The 16,717-nt window shown below is 61.6% G+C and carries 22 protein-coding genes; 14 read left to right on the forward strand and 8 right to left on the reverse strand.

The genetic code is table 11. The annotated features are described in order from the left end of the window. Nucleotide 1: 1 nt before the first annotated feature. The 4 genes from X773_RS43365 to X773_RS43375 are packed head-to-tail and all read right to left on the reverse strand — an operon-like array spanning nucleotide 2 to nucleotide 4,435. Nucleotides 2-1,690, reverse strand: a complete 1,689-nt coding sequence (locus X773_RS43365; RefSeq protein ID WP_198023519.1) for a phage portal protein — start codon at nucleotides 1,688-1,690, stop codon at nucleotides 2-4. A 13-nt stretch (nucleotides 1,691-1,703) separates the two neighbouring features. Continuing rightward, the gene (locus X773_RS43370) at nucleotides 1,704-3,530 is read right to left on the reverse strand and encodes a terminase gpA endonuclease subunit (RefSeq protein ID WP_023674555.1); all 1,827 of its coding nucleotides are present in this window, start codon (nucleotides 3,528-3,530) and stop codon (nucleotides 1,704-1,706) included. Continuing rightward, nucleotides 3,520-4,065 carry a hypothetical protein gene (locus X773_RS73555; RefSeq protein WP_023674556.1) on the reverse strand — a complete coding sequence of 182 codons (546 nt, stop codon included), beginning with the start codon at nucleotides 4,063-4,065 and terminating at the stop codon, nucleotides 3,520-3,522. Before X773_RS73555 ends, X773_RS43370 begins: the two co-directional genes overlap by 11 nt. A 4-nt stretch (nucleotides 4,066-4,069) precedes the next feature. Further along, on the reverse strand, nucleotides 4,070-4,435 hold the full coding sequence (locus X773_RS43375) for a hypothetical protein (RefSeq protein WP_156937266.1): 366 nt from the start codon (nucleotides 4,433-4,435) through the stop codon (nucleotides 4,070-4,072). Nucleotides 4,436-4,598: 163 nt separating this feature from the next. On the opposite strand from X773_RS43375, the gene X773_RS76185 reads away from it, so the two are divergent. Further along, the gene (locus X773_RS76185; protein WP_156937267.1) at nucleotides 4,599-4,748 is read left to right on the forward strand and encodes a hypothetical protein; all 150 of its coding nucleotides are present in this window, start codon (nucleotides 4,599-4,601) and stop codon (nucleotides 4,746-4,748) included. Nucleotides 4,749-4,757: 9 nt separating this feature from the next. Here the strand turns inward: X773_RS76185 and X773_RS43380 are convergent, their stop codons facing one another. Then, on the reverse strand, nucleotides 4,758-5,330 hold the full coding sequence (locus X773_RS43380; RefSeq protein WP_156937268.1) for a hypothetical protein: 573 nt from the start codon (nucleotides 5,328-5,330) through the stop codon (nucleotides 4,758-4,760). A gap of 976 nt (nucleotides 5,331-6,306) precedes the next feature. Between X773_RS43380 and X773_RS43390 the strand changes: the two genes are divergently transcribed. The 13 genes from X773_RS43390 (at nucleotide 6,307) to X773_RS43440 (ending at nucleotide 13,584) form a co-directional block, all read left to right on the forward strand. Then, the gene (locus X773_RS43390; protein WP_023674561.1) at nucleotides 6,307-6,522 is read left to right on the forward strand and encodes a hypothetical protein; all 216 of its coding nucleotides are present in this window, start codon (nucleotides 6,307-6,309) and stop codon (nucleotides 6,520-6,522) included. 1 nt (nucleotide 6,523) lies between these two features. Further along, complete coding sequence (locus X773_RS76190) at nucleotides 6,524-6,685, forward strand: hypothetical protein (RefSeq protein ID WP_023674562.1); 162 nt, start codon at nucleotides 6,524-6,526, stop codon at nucleotides 6,683-6,685. A 1-nt stretch (nucleotide 6,686) separates the two neighbouring features. Continuing rightward, nucleotides 6,687-6,965 (forward strand): hypothetical protein, encoded by a 279-nt coding sequence (locus X773_RS43395; RefSeq protein WP_023674563.1) that lies wholly within the window; start codon nucleotides 6,687-6,689, stop codon nucleotides 6,963-6,965. Between the two features lie 194 nt (nucleotides 6,966-7,159). Next, entirely contained in the window at nucleotides 7,160-7,366 is a 207-nt protein-coding gene (locus X773_RS43400; RefSeq protein WP_023674565.1) for a hypothetical protein, read from the forward strand. Between the two features lie 126 nt (nucleotides 7,367-7,492). Then, on the forward strand, nucleotides 7,493-8,356 hold the full coding sequence (locus tag X773_RS43405; RefSeq protein ID WP_023674566.1) for a DUF932 domain-containing protein: 864 nt from the start codon (nucleotides 7,493-7,495) through the stop codon (nucleotides 8,354-8,356). A gap of 75 nt (nucleotides 8,357-8,431) precedes the next feature. Then, on the forward strand, nucleotides 8,432-9,190 hold the full coding sequence (locus X773_RS43410) for a restriction endonuclease subunit M (protein WP_023674567.1): 759 nt from the start codon (nucleotides 8,432-8,434) through the stop codon (nucleotides 9,188-9,190). Nucleotides 9,191-9,411: 221 nt separating this feature from the next. Beyond that, nucleotides 9,412-9,816 (forward strand): hypothetical protein, encoded by a 405-nt coding sequence (locus tag X773_RS43415; RefSeq protein ID WP_156937269.1) that lies wholly within the window; start codon nucleotides 9,412-9,414, stop codon nucleotides 9,814-9,816. After that, a complete protein-coding gene (locus X773_RS43420) occupies nucleotides 9,809-10,219 on the forward strand; it encodes a hypothetical protein (RefSeq protein WP_023674570.1) in 411 nt (136 codons plus the stop codon). The genes X773_RS43415 and X773_RS43420 overlap by 8 nt, the downstream gene beginning before the upstream one ends. A gap of 45 nt (nucleotides 10,220-10,264) precedes the next feature. After that, a complete protein-coding gene (locus X773_RS43425) occupies nucleotides 10,265-10,759 on the forward strand; it encodes a hypothetical protein (protein ID WP_156937270.1) in 495 nt (164 codons plus the stop codon). An 88-nt stretch (nucleotides 10,760-10,847) separates the two neighbouring features. Then, nucleotides 10,848-11,294, forward strand: a complete 447-nt coding sequence (locus X773_RS43430; RefSeq protein ID WP_156937271.1) for a hypothetical protein — start codon at nucleotides 10,848-10,850, stop codon at nucleotides 11,292-11,294. Next, nucleotides 11,281-11,547, forward strand: coding sequence for a hypothetical protein (locus X773_RS43435; protein WP_156937272.1), 267 nt, complete (start codon nucleotides 11,281-11,283; stop codon nucleotides 11,545-11,547). Before X773_RS43430 ends, X773_RS43435 begins: the two co-directional genes overlap by 14 nt. Continuing rightward, a complete protein-coding gene (locus X773_RS0137165) occupies nucleotides 11,544-12,941 on the forward strand; it encodes a helicase HerA-like domain-containing protein (RefSeq protein WP_051406076.1) in 1,398 nt (465 codons plus the stop codon). Before X773_RS43435 ends, X773_RS0137165 begins: the two co-directional genes overlap by 4 nt. 28 nt (nucleotides 12,942-12,969) lie before the next feature. Then, a complete protein-coding gene (locus X773_RS43440; RefSeq protein WP_156937273.1) occupies nucleotides 12,970-13,584 on the forward strand; it encodes a hypothetical protein in 615 nt (204 codons plus the stop codon). A gap of 4 nt (nucleotides 13,585-13,588) precedes the next feature. Here the strand turns inward: X773_RS43440 and X773_RS43445 are convergent, their stop codons facing one another. The 3 genes from X773_RS43445 to X773_RS43455 are packed head-to-tail and all read right to left on the reverse strand — an operon-like array spanning nucleotide 13,589 to nucleotide 16,696. Further along, complete coding sequence (locus tag X773_RS43445; protein ID WP_156937274.1) at nucleotides 13,589-14,083, reverse strand: hypothetical protein; 495 nt, start codon at nucleotides 14,081-14,083, stop codon at nucleotides 13,589-13,591. Further along, nucleotides 14,055-14,456: a hypothetical protein gene (locus tag X773_RS43450; RefSeq protein WP_023674578.1), complete on the reverse strand. Its 402-nt coding sequence runs from the start codon at nucleotides 14,454-14,456 to the stop codon at nucleotides 14,055-14,057. The genes X773_RS43445 and X773_RS43450 overlap by 29 nt, the downstream gene beginning before the upstream one ends. Then, complete coding sequence (locus X773_RS43455) at nucleotides 14,456-16,696, reverse strand: AAA family ATPase (protein WP_023674579.1); 2,241 nt, start codon at nucleotides 16,694-16,696, stop codon at nucleotides 14,456-14,458. The genes X773_RS43450 and X773_RS43455 overlap by 1 nt, the downstream gene beginning before the upstream one ends. Nucleotides 16,697-16,717: the final 21 nt, after the last annotated feature.

Here is a 16,717-nt window from a genome sequence, read left to right on the forward strand (position 1 = left end):
CCTATTCCTCGTCCAGTTTTGCTTCGAGATCGTCGTCGAGTTCCGCGGCCAGCGACGAATCCGGGTCGTCTTCAGCCGCGGCGCCCGCCTTTTTGGGTTGATCAGGCGGCGCCCCAGCGTTTTTCGCCTCTTCCAGCGCAGCTTCCTCACCACCCTTGACCTGCAGGATATCGGTCGCCGCCCACGGCTTGGGCAGGTTGAGCTCGTCGTGCAGCGCGTTTTCGGCCGCGCGCTGGCGAGCGTCGTCGTCCCAATCGCGCCCGTATTCTTCAGCGATCTCCGACAATGTCGTTGCCTGCATGTCCTTGCGGACCTGGTAAGCGCGAGCGGTCTTGAAATCGTCGGCCTGCGGCCTGGCCGGCCCGGTCCATGTCGCGCGTGCCGCGAAGGCCATCATCTCTTTGAAGCGGTGATACCCGCCCGGGAATTCGATGCGCCCCGTGGCGATCTCCTCGTCCAGCCACCACAGAAACACCATGTTGCAGAACGGCACGATTAGGTTGTTGCGTCGGCGCATGACGGTCAGCCATTCGACGGCGCCAGCCATGCGGACTGACGAATAGGTGGCCCCGCGATAGTCGCCGGTCGCACTCTCGTAGGTGACGCCGCCACCTCGAGCGATCTCGCGCAGCAGCCAGCCGAGAAAATGGTCGAGCTGCTGGCCAGGCTGCTTCGCCTCGGTGAAATTGAGTTCGTCGCCCGGGAACAGGTGGGCGATGCGGCCGTGCTGCGACAGATCAATGCTGGCGCCGTCGTACCATTCGCCTTTGATGTTTGAGAATGCCGAGGCGGACATGTCGACCGCGCCGCCGTTCACCCGATCTTGCTGGGTAAACAGCCCGTCGTAGGCGGCGACGCCAGAGATGTTGGTCTTCAACGTCGCGGCGAAGATGGTCTGAATCATCGCCGAGGTTAGGTTGGCGTCGAAATACTGGTCGACCTGGCGGACAACCTTCAATACCGACGCGAACGGACCGATGCCGCGGGTGCTGGCGATCGTCGGGTCTTTGATGTGCAACACATTCGGCCTGCCATCTGCGTCGAGCGCGCGAATGTCACGTTCGCGCCAGCCGAGCAGGTTCTCACGCTCGCGAAGCCGGTAACCGATCGGTAGGCCCCACGCGTCGACCTTGACGCCTTGGATCATGCCGCCGGTGTAGTCGGTCCAGTTGACCAGCCGCGTCGGCGGCGTCATCAGCACCTTGGTCAATGACGCACTGCCTTCGCGGCGTATCATCGGCATCAGCGCCAGGATCTCGCCATGCCCCATGTAGGAGGCGTAAGCCGCCTGCTGCATTTGGCTGAAGTTCATCTGGCCTTGGGCGTCACATTCACGCGGATTGTTCGCCCACGCGCGGAATCGGGTCTCGACGTTGCGAGCCCATTTCGTCGCAAATTCCGGTTTCCAGCCGAGCACATCCGCGTCGGGGCGGCTTGCCATACGCAAACCGGAGCCGACGACTCCACCAGATGAGACCTCGACGATGCCGGACATAAACCCGGAGTTCTGAATCGCTGATATAGACCGCGCCGCGGCTTTTTCCCACGATGCCTGGACGTCCTGCTGCTGTTCCCGCAACTGCGGGTTCCAGCCGACGAGGAACGGGCTCCTTTCGCTCTGAAAATACGCCGCTTTCGGCTTCGGAACGGCCGCGCTCGACCGAAAAGGCCGGCTGAGACGTTCGAGCATGCCCATGATGATCCTAGCCGTGGAGCCGCTTCACGCTGTCTTTCAGGCTCGGCCGAGTGTTCGGCTTGCCCTTCAGATCTTCGTAGCGACTGTCAAAATCGAAGCGGCAAAGTTGTTTTGCCGCGATCCCATAAACGGTGCAGTCCAGCGCCTCGGCTTTTCTCTTCCCAATGCGGGCGAAAATGATCTCGGGGCGCCCGTCTTTCCCGTATTTCAGTTCGCGCCGCTCGGCGGTGAGCTGGATGAAGTACTGTTCTGTCAGCACGTTGCCGAAGCGAAACGACTGCTGCTCGTGGGGTTCCAGTGGCAAAGAGACCAGGATGTCGGTCTTCACCTGGTCGACGCCGACGATGTAGAGCGTCGCCGAGCGGTTGCGCCGCCGCGTCGTGCTCGCCTTCAGGACCGGCCGAGGACCGTCGTCGCCCTTGATGGCGACAATCTTCCTGCCCTGTGTCCGTTCGCAGTAGTCGTAGACCCGCTGGGTCATATTGCCGTCGCCCGAGTCGACGCAGGCTGCCTCGACGCCGATCTCACCGCCGAGCGGATGCTTCCAGACGGTCATGAGGAGCGAATCGAGCTCGTCCCATGTGGTTTGAAGCAGCGCCGAGCCGCGGATGACGAGATGGCCGAGCACATAACGATGGTTGCGCGACCAGCCGACCAGCACCACCTCGAGGCGGTCGACCTGGACGTCAACGCCGGCCGTGATGTAGGCGACATCTTCGGGAATATCCTGACGCCATGCCGATTGTGCATGATCCCACGCGATGCCGAAGTTTTCGCAGCGCGCGAGGAGCTGGTTCTCGTTGACATAGTTGATCGCGGTCGACCAAACCTTGCCGAGCACGGTGTTGTAGAACACCTGCATGTCGGAAGCGCCGGCCTTCAGCGCTTTCTCATACTCCTCGACCAGCTTCGGCCATGACGCATTGGCGAACTGCGAGATCAGCGCGTTCAGCCGGAAGCCAGCGTGGCCCTTGACGTGCGGCGCGGTCGCGCGCCACTCGCCGTTCTCGACCATCTGCGGCTTGAACCGCTCTTCGATCTCGGTGCCGCAATTCGGGCACATGCAGACGACCGTTTCGGGTTGCCCCGACTTCCAGTCCAGATGTTCCCACATCAATTCGAACGGCACGTCGCAGTGCACGCACGGGATCTCGAAAACCCGCTTGTCCGATTCCTCATAGCGCTTGATGATGATCGACGTGGCTTCGTCGGTCGGCGTCGATCCGACAACGATCTTACGATCGGCAAACGACGTCGTCCGTTTCTCGCCCAGCTTGATCGGGTCACCTTCCTTGGTGACCTTCATGCCGTCGACCTCGTCGCACAGCAGCACCTTGGCCGTGTGCCGGCGAAGGTTACGTGGCGCCATGGCCGACAGGATCTTCAGCGATCCGCCGCCGAGCAGCATTCGTTGCGTCAGCGTGTTGCGACCGTCAAACCGGCCGATTCGCATGACGTCGCGCAGCGCCGGCGTCTCGCGAAAGGCCGGATCGAGCTCGTCGACTGCAATGCCCCGAGCGTCGTCATCCGTCGGCATCAGCAGGATGATCGGGCAGGGGTCGTTGACCGCAAATGCCCCGATCGTCGCGATAAGGCTGACAGTGTAGCCAGTTCGGGCGCTCTTGATGACCGAAACCCGCTCGATCAGCGGGTCGCCCATCGCGTCCAGGATCCCGCGCTGGAATTTCCATGGCCGAAAGCGGCCAGGCGCAGCCGATGACGTCGCCGAAAGGCGGAAGTGCTTGGCCGCCCACTGCGAAAATGACAGGATCTCAGGGGGTCGAAGCGCCTTGCCGAGAGCGCCAAAAAGGCGCTTCACGGCATCACTTTTCACCCAAGATCTCCCTCGAGTCACCAGAAATTACCGAAGCCTCGACCTCTTCGGCCATGTCCAGCAGAATATCGCGGCACATGTGTTTCAAGACGTCGGCGTCATGCGGCGTAAGGTGCGGAATGCTCGATCGTGCCTTGCCAGGGATCGACAGCACCGCCGCCTTTATGGTCTGGGCAAACTGTGACCAGCTTGCCTCGATCTCCGACAGTGTCATGGACTCGCCTGTCATTTTGGCGAGTTCGCGTTCCTTGATCTGCCGGATGACCTTTTCAGTCTGGGCGCGCTCGTCAGTCAGCGATTGGCCAGTTGCCGATGCTCTGCCGGCAGCCTGCTCGCGCAGCGCGGCTATGTATCCGTTGACCGAAGCGACCGTCTCGTACCGACCGCGGCCGACGGCCCGCCGGAAAACACCCTTCTGGTCCCAATCCGTGATCGAGCGGATCGACACGCCGACCAGGTTTGCGAGATCGGCTTTCGAGCAGGTAGGCGGGATAGCCGTCGCAGTTGACAGCTTCTTCCCGACTGGCCTGCCCACGATGCTACAGCCCGAGCGTCCTGATTACCTGCCGCACGACCCGCTTTTCGAGATCCAGCGCGGCGAACCGTTCAGACGCCGGCACGTTCGGCCTCGTCGGCTTCGCCAACTCGTTGGCGAGCACCGCCATGGAGAGGACTTTCAACGGGAACCTGTCTTTCGTTGTGCGGACGACCACCTGGCCATTGGCGATGAAAGAGTGCGGAAATTGCCGCCTCACATTCCATCCGGTTGCCTCGGCGCCTCGCATGGAACTGACCGAGCCGCCGAACTTCCCGTCCGACATCGGATTGAGATCTCGAACCCAGACGGGGTTGCCGTATTCGGCGAGAGGGATGGCAACGTCGGCCGTGACGACCTCTGCCGTCATGCTCGGTCCTGGCGCCGCCTTGACCACTCGAGTCTTCGATCTCACGCGCCCGGCCGGAACACCGGTGGTCGCTGCGATACGGACGACAGATTGCCGGGCCTGCTCGCCCGCATGCTNCGCGCCCGGCCGGAACACCGGTGGTCGCTGCGATACGGACGACAGATTGCCGGGCCTGCTCGCCCGCATGCTCATTCAGACCGCGAGCGGCGGCCTGCTGCATCTCCGGGCCTTCGAGTTTCTGCAGGAAGCGGATGAGCTCCGAATCCTGGTGGAAGGTGGCGGTGATCTTCATCGCGCCGCCACCCCCAACTAAATTGCACCACTAGAACGTTCGGCCTTTGGCTTGTTCTGCCTTGTACCCAGCTTCCACTTGGAGACGCAGTTCATTCAGCTCCGCGACGCAGCCGGGTTTAAGGTCCTTTGCCACTAGGTTGGCCCCAAACACACGGTTCCATTCATTAATCGCCTCAACAACCGCCGTCAGGTCGACACCCATCATTAGTTCATCGCTTCCCGTTTCCAGGTGGGCCAGATAAGCGCGATGTCGATCTACCGCTTCTGACAGTCGGGCCACGGTTGTGTCATAGACACCTTCCAGATGGGCCCGCGCAAGCTGGGATTCGATCTCGCTAAGGCGATCTGAGGTTGAGGCAATATCTTGCATCAAGGCCTCCACCGCCTTTTCAGCTGGTGTTTGCCATCTGTCCAGGGCATAGGCCCCCAATATCGATGAAACGAGGTAAAGGGCGCCACCTATTGCGATCAACAGCGGAGGTGGCAAATCTAGACCGAGCAACCAGAGCACAATCGCCGGCAGAAGGAATATTCCCTGCCATACCGAACGCCACGCGGCGTGCTTGCCGTCTGCTAAGAAGCCCGTGAATTCCGTGTTCATGCCCGTCAGCATAGTTACGTTGCGTTGGCGCACAAGGGACTCGTATCAAGGGTCGACGCAATATCTCAGGGACAGAGATAGTCCTGTAACATAGAGCTCTATGAGGGGTCGGCTTGACGCCGCCCCGATCAGCCATCTGAGCAGGATTTAGCGTCTACGCGAGGGGGGAGGTCGCGAGAAACTGCCCCTCTTGCGAGCTTCGGTCAACCCCCCGACTTTCGAACAGGCTTTCCAGATCGTTACCGTTTTCCGGCTGTCCCGAGTTTGTCCCGGAATTGTCCGGGATTTGTCCGAGTTCCGTCCGGGAAGTATTTTCAGCCAGTCAGCGGCCAGAGTGCGATTCCGCTTGACACCATTTCGACCCAGAGCGGCGGAAGGCCCCTATAGGGCATAAGGTCGGTAAATAACCGCGGGGCTGCGCTCCGCTGGCGCTCGCCCCCTGATACGGTCCCTAAGTCGCTTTTGCTGGTAGCAGCTCGAGCCAGGCGCAGGCCACCATGAGCGCCACGCATGCAGGACGAGGGGCGAGGCGGGGCAGGGTGGGCGCGTGTTGGTGGGGCGCTGTGACCATGCAACATCATGCTCGAGCAGAGCGACCACGCATGGGCAGGGGCGGGCTGGGTGGCGCGGAGCTGCTGCAGCTCGGCGGGCATGGTGTGCGACGCTATCGGGTATGGGAGTGCTTTTCGCTGAAAAGTGCTCACGCGGTCAAGTTGTGGGCAGAGTCGCAGGGTTGTGCAGTAGAGCAGGCCAGCATGCGGCAGCATGCGCAGGCCAGGTACAAGCAACGCGAACCGTTTCGACTATGGCAAGGCGGGTATAGCCGGGCGGCGTCACTCCAAGGCCAAGTAGGGAACGAAGAAAAAGCGCATGTTTTCATGCTCATAGCGCATTATTTGCTTTACATTCCGCCCCGGTTTTGAGAGAGTGTTCTTGCAAAACGGCTCGATTGTGAGCCCATCGAAAGGCAGACAGCATGAACACTCCCACCGCAACCTTTCATGACATCTGGGCAGGACCAGTTCCCGCGCATGTCGTCGCCTTCAAGACCACGCGCAAGGGCGAACGCGTCGTCCGCTATCGTTGGCAGCGCGTCGACGGCAACCATTGCTGCAGCGTGGTCTATCTCACGCCGGCGGCTGCGGCCGCTGCCAAGCGTCGCGACGCGCGCTTTTCCAACGTCGTGGCGTGACATGAACCCCACTCACGACTTCGGCTTGTTCATCCTCCGCGCTGGGGTGTGGACTGCTCATGCTACCGACGAGACGCTTTCCTCGTTCCTGAAGCAGGAGCGCGCCTATCTCGCTGACTCGCTCGGCCTGACCGTTGCCATCTTCCGCAAGATCGAGGCGTGACATGCGCGCGCTGCTCCTCTCCGCTTTCGTCGCCGGCGCTTTGGTGTCCGGTCTTCAGGCCGGGCGCATCTATGACGCGGCTTTCGTCTATTCCGAGTCCTGCGACCGCGCGCCGCTGCCGAACGCCTTCGGGCGCTATCAGGCCAAGGGCCTGGTCTGTCACCTTGCCGACTACATCGTTTACGGCGCCTCGCTGCAACAGCCGGTCACGGCCTGCACGCTCGCGCGGGCCGTGCCGACGGACGCCAACATTGAGGCCTGCACGGGCCAGCCCATCTAGCGCCTTTTTCAGCGCCCGGCACGCTGGGCGCTGCGATGGTCGCTAGACCGCAACCGCCCGATTGTGGGCAACATGAAAGGAACGAACATGAAGACCGACAAGCGCCAGTTTTCCGACCGTATCGAAGGCCGCGTGCGCCGCGATGTCCGCCGCAACGCCCGCGCTGCAAAGCGCGCATGGCTGGAAATGTGACCATGAGGCACGACCGTTACGACGATCTCACGCCTGAAGAGCTCGCAGCGGTGCAAGCCTATGCCGCGAAGCACGGCCGGATGTGGAAGAGCATCCTGCGAGGGGCATGGTTGGGGCAGCCGCCGTATGACGACACCGGGACGTTGCGCAACCTCCGCAACACCCATGGTCCGTCATGGCTGGACGGCTTCAAGCTGCCGAAGGCGTGACACATAGCGCGCGGCCTTCGGGCCGCGCCTCACCATCGCCTTTCCGGCCGGCCAGGCATGGCCGCCCCGATGGTCGGATTGTGGCCAACTTGCCCGATTGTGGGCTGATCAAAAGGAGCTTTTTCAATGAACATTTACACCCCGACCGCGCGTTTCGACACCGGCCGCGCGTTGACCGAAGACGAGTTGCGCATGCGTGCGCCGTCGGTTTTCGCGCTGGCTGCTCATGAAAGCCGGTCCGAACGTTTCCAGCCCATCCCCACGATTGAGATTGTGCGGGCGCTGGCAAATGAGGGTTTTCACGTCGTCGGCGCTAAGCAGTCCGGCACGCGAGACGAAAGCCGGAAAGACTTCACAAAGCACCTGCTGCGCCTCCGCCGGCTGGACAACGAAGCGGCCTATTCGGTCGGCGATACCGTCTGCGAAATTCTGTTGAAGAACGCGAACGACGGGACGAGCGCATATGACCTCATGGCCGGCCTTTTCCGCATTCGTTGCCTGAATTCGATGGTCTCGCAGACGGCAACGCTGGACTCGCTCAAGGTGCGCCATTCCGGCGACGTTGCCGGCAAGGTGATCGAAGGCACGTATACCGTTCTCGACGCGGCACAAAAGGCGCTTGCCGCGCCGCAGGACTGGTCAACGGTCAAGCTGAACAATGACGAGTCGGCCATTCTTGCCGAAGCGGCGCACCTGCTCCGCTTCGCCGATGCAGACGGCAATGTTGAAACCCCGATCAAGCCCGCTCAGCTCCTCATGCCGCGCCGCCACGACGACCGCGCCGCAGACCTGTGGACGCAATTCAATGTCGTGCAGGAAAACGTCATTCGGGGCGGGCTGCGCGGTGTCGGTCGTGACGCCAACAACCGCCGGCGCCGGGTCACAACGCGCGAAGTCAACGGGATCGATCAAGACGTGAAGTTGAACAAAGCCCTGTGGCTGCTCGGCGCGAAGATGGCCGAGCTGAAGGGAATTCGCGCCGCCGCGTGATCAGTGCGGGGCGGTTCGCCCGCCCCGCATCCTCGCTCAACAGCGCAATTGTGCGCGCCCAAAAAGGAGACAATCGTGGAAATCAGTCAGCACATTCTCGCCGTACTCAGCCAGGCCGAAACGGTCGGCAACAACCTCTATCTGCGCGGGCAGCTCGACCGCAAGACCTATCAGGACGTCAACAAGGTTCTGGAAGCTAATGGCGGCAAGTGGAACCGCAGCGCGAAGGCGCATGTCTTCAGCGAACCGGCTGCCGAGGCGATTGAGCAAGCCTTGATGACTGGCGAATTCCGCCGGGTCAAACAGGATTTTGGTCAATTCGACACGCCGCCGGATGTGGTGGCGCGCGTCATCGAACTCGCTGCAGTCGAGCCCGGAATGTGGGTTTATGAGCCCAATGCAGGCATCGGCAATCTAGTCGCCGGCGCGGCGGCCAAGGGGGCAACTGTCTGGGGCAATGAGATCGACCCAAAGCGGCACGCAGCCTGCGTCACGCGCCATTTCGCTTCGTTCGGCGCAGGCGGGCTGACAATGCTGGACTTTCTCGCCATCGATCCGGGCCCGGAACCGGGCTTTGACCGCGTAGTCATGAACCCGCCCTTCGCAAAGCAGGCGGATATTGATCACGTCGCGCACGCCCTAAAATTCGTGAAGCCAGGCGGCCGGCTGGTCGCAATCATGTCGGCGTCGGTCACCTTCCGCAGTAATCGGAAAACAACCGATTTCCGCGACATGGTCGAGGCCAAAGGTGCGCATTGGGAGGCTTTGCCGGAGGGCGCTTTCGCTTCGTCAGGCACCAACGTCAACGCCGTGGTTTTGGCGGTCGACGCATGAAAGACCTCGTCCAAGACCTCGCCGCATTCCTCGCCGTGGCCGCGTTCCTCGCGTTCTCCGCCATTTACCTAATCGCAGCCGCCCCCGCGTCGCTGCCTGTCTGAAAGGATTCCACCATGCCCAAATTTACGCTTGCCGACATCCAGCGGGCCGGCTCCCGCATCAGCGAATTTCATGGGCCGTTCAAGGCCGAAGGAACCGACATCCGGAATGCTTTTGGGGTGATCGTCGGCAAGGCGATCGACGAAGTTCACGCCGATCTGTTCGCGGCGTCTGTCTCGCTGCCCGATCATGTCAACGACACGGTCGACGCTCTCGTTCAAGCCGAGTCGTTCATCAGCGGCTTTGAGGACGACGAAACACAGGAAGGCGTTTCCGACATCCTCGCTGGGCTTCGAGCGGCAATCCCGCGCGAGCAGGCGCGGCCTGACCTGCTGGCCGTGCTAAAACTCGCTGTGACCGACTGGCCACAATTCGACTCAGCGCCGGCACTAAGGCAGCTGGGATGTCAGGAAGAGCATGACGTCGAGGTCAACGGCGGTGATCTGGTCGAATGGTTTGGCAATTGGCGGCGCGCATTTGTACTGCCCGCGATCGCCAAGGCGGAGGGCCAGGCCAATGGATGACGCAAAGCGCGCGCGGCTCTTCAACTGCTGCACCGACTACGCCGCGCCGGATTGGAAGCAATTCGAGCATCTGGAATTGGCGGGCTGCGTCGACGATGGCGAAGAGCCCGGCACGACGATCGGCAACCAGCCGGCCAGCGTCGCCCAATTCTTCACCGTCTACGGGCGCTTTCCCGAGCCGGACGGAACTTGCGAAGCGATCACTGACATCAAAGGCCCGCGCGACGCGTTGGCGATCGCCGGAGAACTCGCTTTGATTTCAGGCCTTCGCGTCATCGTCTGCGCAACGTTGGGTGAGGAGCAATCCCCCGGGCAGAAGATCCGCTTCCCTGAAGACGCGCCCGGCGTCTTTCGCGTGCACCACGGAGACGGGCCATTGCCCACCGGCGCGGAGCGCATCTAGCAACCAGCAACGGCCCGATCGTGGGCCAATTCGAAAGGAGAGAACATGCCCGCCATGAGCAATACCCCGAAAATGAAATACGAAAGCAAATGGTATGTTGCCGACCGCGCTGCGCACGCTCGCACGATGGCAAAGCCCATGCGCTCGACAGCCAAACCCGGCCCGGAGGCCGATTCAAAGGCGCTGGAATATGCGCTATGGCTGCTAAAGCGCGACGAGGTCGACGTCGACGTGCTGGCGGATGCCGCGCGCACCGCGCACAATCTGCAATTCCCGCCGACGAAGCACCGCGAGCGCGGGAGATCGTGGGAAACACCACACCCTGGCGCCATACCGGCCGAAATGCATTGGAGCACCCGCGTTGGGTGGGACTTTTGTGCTGCCGGTCGTCGCCCGCGTTTCGTTCACTTCGAATTCTATTTGCCCCAAACCGATGGATGGCGCCGCATCGCCGCTCATCTCTACACCGCGTTTTACACGGTAGAGCTGCCTCATTGGGATTTCCTGTCCGAGGCGACGGAATGCGATGGCGAGGCGTAAGCATGCACCGCGTCACCATCTACGCGCTCACCATGCCGCCGTCGCCGATGCTCTACCAAGATTTTGGGAAGCGCGGCGATGCTTCGGCATGGCGCGCATGGGCAAAGCGGGAATTTCCTTGCCACGTTCGAACAACCAAGCTCGGAAAGGTCGGCTGACCATGAACCAGATTATGTCTATGCTCCTCGGCGCGACGATGCCGGGGAAGAACATGCCGCGATTCGAATACAAGAGAATGACCGGGGAGCAGCTTCGGACCGAGCTGCTGGACATGGCAATGCCGGTGTTCGCCTTCGCCAGGATCTTCGGCGTGAGACCACAGACGGTCAAGAAATGGCTGCGGGACGAGAACGATATTCCGCCATGGGTGCACGTCGCGCTCGGGCTACTGCGACTCGAGGGTGCGCTGAGCGAAGCGCGCCAGCTCGCCGCAGAGCACATCATCCGCGACAACCAGCGACCAGGTGCCGGCGAATTCCCGTTCCTTGAGCGGGCAGACGAGATCACGGAGGGCAATGGCGATGACGACGATTGACGAATTGTTCATCGAGCAGGAACGCGAGAGATACCTGGCTGCCGTGTTGCGGGATGACGTCAAGCAGGCCGACGCTCGATTCGCTCGCTTTGACGGCGGCTTTGAAATTCGCTTCACAGCAGACATCCCGGGCGGTTACGACAACACCCATGTTTTCCAGACACCTAAAGAACACTCCGACAAGTACATCCGTCTGGTGACGAACGTGAACATCCGTTCTGTCAGGTCCGCGATCCGGAGCATGCGGCCATGAACATCGAGATCGGCATGACCTCGACTGGCGCTACCGTTGGTCTGCCGCTCCGCCTTGCCAATCGGCACGGGCTCGTCACGGGCGCCACTGGCACCGGCAAGACTGTCACCCTGCAGCGCCTGGCCGAGCAATTCAGCGCCGCCGGAGTTCCTGTCTTCGCGGCCGATATCAAGGGCGATCTGTCCGGTGTTGCCGCCGGCGGGCGCTTCCCTGTTGCGCTGTGGGACATCTTCGGCCGCCATGGGCTGCCGGTGCGGACGAGCGTGCAGGATATGGGCGCTGGCCTGCTGGCGCGCATGCTCGGGCTCAACCAGGCACAGGAAGGCGCCATGGATATCGTGTTCCGCAAGGCGGAGGACGAACAGACCTTCATGCTAACGCTGGACGATTTGCGCTGGTCGCTCAACGACATGATCGAGGAGCGGGAGGACGTCTGCCGGAAATACGGCAATGTCACCGCTGCTTCGATCGCAGCCATCCAACGCAATTTGCTCGCGCTTGAAGCACAGGGCGGCGATCGCCTGTTCGGCGAGCCGCCGTTCGATATCCTCGACCTGATGGCTGTCGACGCAGAGGGCAGGGGCACAATCAACCTGCTGCATGCCGACCAATTGCTCGAGGCGCCGAAGCTTTACGCGACCTTCCTGCTATGGCTACTTTCCGAGCTCTTCCGCAAATTGCCCGAGGCCGGCGACCTGCCCAAGCCCAAGCTCGTGTTCTTCTTCGACGAGGCGCACCTGCTGTTCGCCGACGCGCCGAAGCACCTGCTGCAGAAGATCGAGCGGCTTGTCCGCCTGGTCAGATCCAAGGGCGTCGGCGTGTTCTTCGTCACTCAATCGCCAACCGACGTGCCGGCAGCTGTCCTGGAACAGCTCGGCACGAGGATCCTGCACGCGATGCGCGCCCACACGGCGGAGTCGCTGAGGAAGATCAAGGCGGCGGCCGATACAATTCGCCCGCGCAAGGGCTTCAAGACGCGCGAGGAATTGCCGACGTTGAAGATCGGCGAGGCGCTGATCTCGGTGATCGGCGAGGACAACGTTCCGAGCGAGGTCGAGAAGGTGAAGGTGATCATGCCGGCCGGGCAGGTCGGATCGATTTCAGATGAAGAGCGCCAGGTCGTGCTCGAGTCGACACCCTTGCGGAAGAAGTACCATGCAGGGCTGGACGAGAACGCCGCAGGGCGGGCGTTCAGCCGCCGGATGATGCAGGCGAGGGGAATTGATCCCGGTCCGGAAGGCACCGCGGCACCGGAGGCGAACCTCTACCTGAAGCACGTCCCGTCGATCGACATCAGCGAGGAGCCTGGCAAGGGTGCTAAACGTCGGCTGTTTGAGATCGCCGCATGGGGTGCGGTAGCGGCGATCGGGTTGAAGATGGCTGGTGTGCTATAAGCTGCTAATTCAGACGAAGGGGGACAAAATGCTGAACAATCCTAATGATCCATGGGACTGGCTGCCGTTTTTCATAATGGTGGTGCTGGTATCGATTGGAGGTTTCTTCTCGTACCGCACTGGCGGGCGAGAGGTTAGAAGGCGGAAGGCGCGTCACGAAAGAATGGCCGCCCGATTGGATGTCCTTTTTGACATCTACAAGATGGAGGCTCGACACCGCGACGAGATCATGAGGTACATGAGATACGGCGATCAGTTTGAGATTCAGGTTAGTAAAGCCAGCTATTCTATGATGACCATCATGGCAGCGGTTTTGGGTGTTCTCAGTCTCGCCCTAACTCTGTTCTTTTGGTTTCGCCGCTGGCTCCATGTCTCGAGCTTATTTGTGAGCACGGCTTTTGCGCAAAGTGCGGTGACACCACCGCCGGAGGCAGCAAAGCCCGACCTGGGGTGGATGATCCCTTATGTCGCACTCATGGTGATCGCCATCATCGGCATCGCGTTTCTGGGCTCGATAGGCGTTTTGTGGGTCACCAAAGATACTCCAGAAAACCAAGCGAAGCTAAAGTCGGCTTCGGATATGGTGAAAATGTTCGGCGGTTTTTTCACCGGTATTGCCACGACGCTGCTTGCACCACACTAGCGGGCTACCACGCCTTAATGCCAGCTTGATTGAGCCGCGACGCGATCGCTTTCGCCGCAACGTCCCGACGACGCCGGAACGTCGAATAGGCCCAGCCGCGGCGTTCGCACTCGACTTCGGTGTGGCGGCCGCGGATTTCCCAGAAGCACCAGGTCACGAGCGCCCGGCGTGCAGCCGGCGCGTCCTCGACGTACTTGCCCCAATTCGGCAGCTGCTGGCCTTCCGGCCCCTTGCTGCCGATCAGCACCTTTTCCATGATGGTGATCTCGCGGGCCGTGCGCTGGACCCGCACGCGTTCGATCTGCCGCTCGGTGCCCTGGGCGATCTGCCCGACCTCGTCCTCGAAGGTCACGCGGTATTCCGGCCAATTGTTCTTGAACCAATCCGGGCCGACTTGGCCGGTGGTGTCGAACAGCACCTCAAACGCGTGGACCATCGCGTCTTTAACGAGTGTGGGATCCCAGCCGCCATCAGTCGAACTCACCATCTGTGATTGCATCGTACATGTCGTCCCGGATTGCGCAGACGTTGATTCGGCGAAGATATTCCTCGCCCGTTAATCCACGCTTTTTGGCCTGGCGCGCGAGCTTGGCGCGCTCGTGGAAGGTGAGATTGATCGAGATGCGGCGATGCTTCGGCCCGCCGACTTCGGTCAGCGGCAGACCCCAATTCTTCCATTGCCGGCGGACGGTTGCCCTGCTTGTCCCGTCGGCCATGCGCTTCTCGATATCGGCCGACGAGTAGCCAAGGCCGGTCAGGAACCCGATGAAGGCGCCTTTGGCGATCGTCCAGCGAATGACGACCGGATGCCCGAACCGTTCGGTGAAATGGCGCTTCTTCGGCGCCGGTTTCTGCAGCTTGCGGCGGGCCATCAGAGCACGATGTCCCCGCCAGTTTCGAACAACTCGCGCATTCCCTCGGAAACGGGTTCGTCCGGTGTTTGTCCGGTACTCGTCCGGTCCTCGTCCGAAATTTCGGGTTTTGGGAAGGTTCGCTTGAACCCGCGAATTGGCTTGCCATCCCACCACATGTAGGGCTTCACCATCTTGATGAGCCCATACTTGGTCAGGCCGTCTTTCGCGCGGGCAAATTCCTTTCGAATCTGGTCGGTGGCCTTAGCCTTATCCTCGACCTCGAGCATCTTTTCGAGGGCGACGACCAGGTAGTCTTTCCAGTCCACGACGACGCGTCCGACGGCCGCTTTAGGGCCTTCCTTGTCGTTGGCGATGAACTTGCCATGCCGATCGACAGTGTCGAACAGGTTCATCATGATGCGCCGCTCGGTCGGGTTCACATAGAAGCCCTGCCGTTCCTGTTCTTTCTTCAGCCGCTCCTTCTCGCCGACGGTCAGCACCACGCATGACGTGATCTCGCGTTGCGTCTTTGGGTTGAGTCCCACCGGAACCGACGCGAGCGAGAACGTGATCTTGATGCCGTCCTCGTCGTCCTTCTGCTTGGCGAGCCGCGCGGTACGAATTCGTGTCTCCTCGTCCTGGTTGACGACGATCACGGTGTCGACATTGGCGTGGATCGAGGTGTGGCCCCGCAGCTTCTTGCCGTCGGCATTCATGTGGTGGACCAGGCAGACGTGGCAGCCGCATTCGTGCTCGATGCGGGCAATGTTCGCCAACACCACGGACATATCCTTGCCGCTGTTCTCATCGGCACCGACGGTCGCCGTTGCCAGTGTGTCGATGAAGACGATGCGGAGCGGCATCGACATGGTGATCTTGATCGACTTGATCGCCTCGATCAGCCGATCGGTGTCGCCCTCGCGAGAATACAGGTCGACCTTCGCCGGCAGCACGACGAGCGGAATCTCCTCGTCCTCGGAAACGTTGAAGTGCTTGCGATATGCCTTCTGGCGCTTCTTCATGCCTAGGCCGCCTTCGCCGGCCTGGTAGATGACGCCGCCGCGCTCGACGGAATAGTCGAAGAAATCCTGCCCGCGCGCGACGCAATAGGCCGCGTGGAGGGCGAGGAACGATTTGCCGGATCCCGATGGCCCCCCGATGATCGAGCGCCCTCGAGTCGTGATCAGTCCGTCGATGATGTAGTCGTACTCGAGTCCCGGACCGTCGAGCTCGTCGTGATAGTAGGCGCCAAAGGCGCGCGGCCGCTCGGGAACCCAAGCCGGCGCTTTCTTGACCAGGATCTCGAACTTCTCGCTGGTGCCGCCGGCCTGGTCTTTCCAATCGGTGACGTCGGACTTCTCCGGCGCATCCTTCCAGTGCAGCGCCAGGTCGAGCGAGCGAACCCGCTTGGCGATCGGCCGCAGATCGGCGCCACGCAACATGGTGCGCGCCTTTCCGGCATCGTCCAGATCCGAGCATATGACGAGATCGGCGCCGGCGAGGTCGGCGTTGAGTTCCGGGTGCCAGTTCTTCGCCCCGCCTTGGTTCGTGGTGCCTACCTGGCCCCACTCGCGCAGGGTCTCGACGTCCTTCTCGCCTTCGACCAGGACGACAGGCCGCCCCTCTTTGATCGCCTTCAGCACCTCGGCGCGGTTGTAGAGGACCCATTTGGTGTCCTCGAACTGCTTCTCGTCCTCGTAATGCTTGCCGGCCTTGGCCTTGAACCAGTCACCGCTCTTCGTCTTGCCGTAGAGCCCAGCCTGCAATCCCCAAATCCAGCCGCCAGCCGGATGCGGCCGGCGCTGCATGTAACGGCGCGGCGCTGTCTTCGCGAATTTCAGAACCTCATAGGCGAGCTTTCCCTTGTCGTCGAAATACTGGAACGTCGCGATCGGGTGATCGTCCATAAAGCCGGCGAACTTGCCTTGGGGCTTAGCAGCGCCGTTGGCGCCGTTGTACTGCTGCTCGCGCCTGTCGATGTGGCCCTGTTCTTCCAGCCACTCCAAGGCCTCGGCCTTGCTGTAGCCGCGGTAGGCCTGCAGCAGCTTGAGCACGCCGCCGCCGTCGCCGTCCTCATGGTCGTTGTAGACGCCTTTTTTGCAGTCGACCGAGAAGGCGCCTTTCTTGCCCCAGCGCCATTCCTTGCCAGGCGACGACAGGGCGCGGTTCGGCTCGCCCATGAACTCGGGCATGATCTTCAACGCGACGGCTTCCATGGCCCGCGCCAGTTCGGCGTCGAATTTGGGGTCTGAGCCCATCAGAGGGCCTCTCGAAATGGG

This window comes from Mesorhizobium sp. LSJC280B00 (assembly GCF_000502835.1).
Classification (GTDB): domain Bacteria; phylum Pseudomonadota; class Alphaproteobacteria; order Rhizobiales; family Rhizobiaceae; genus Mesorhizobium.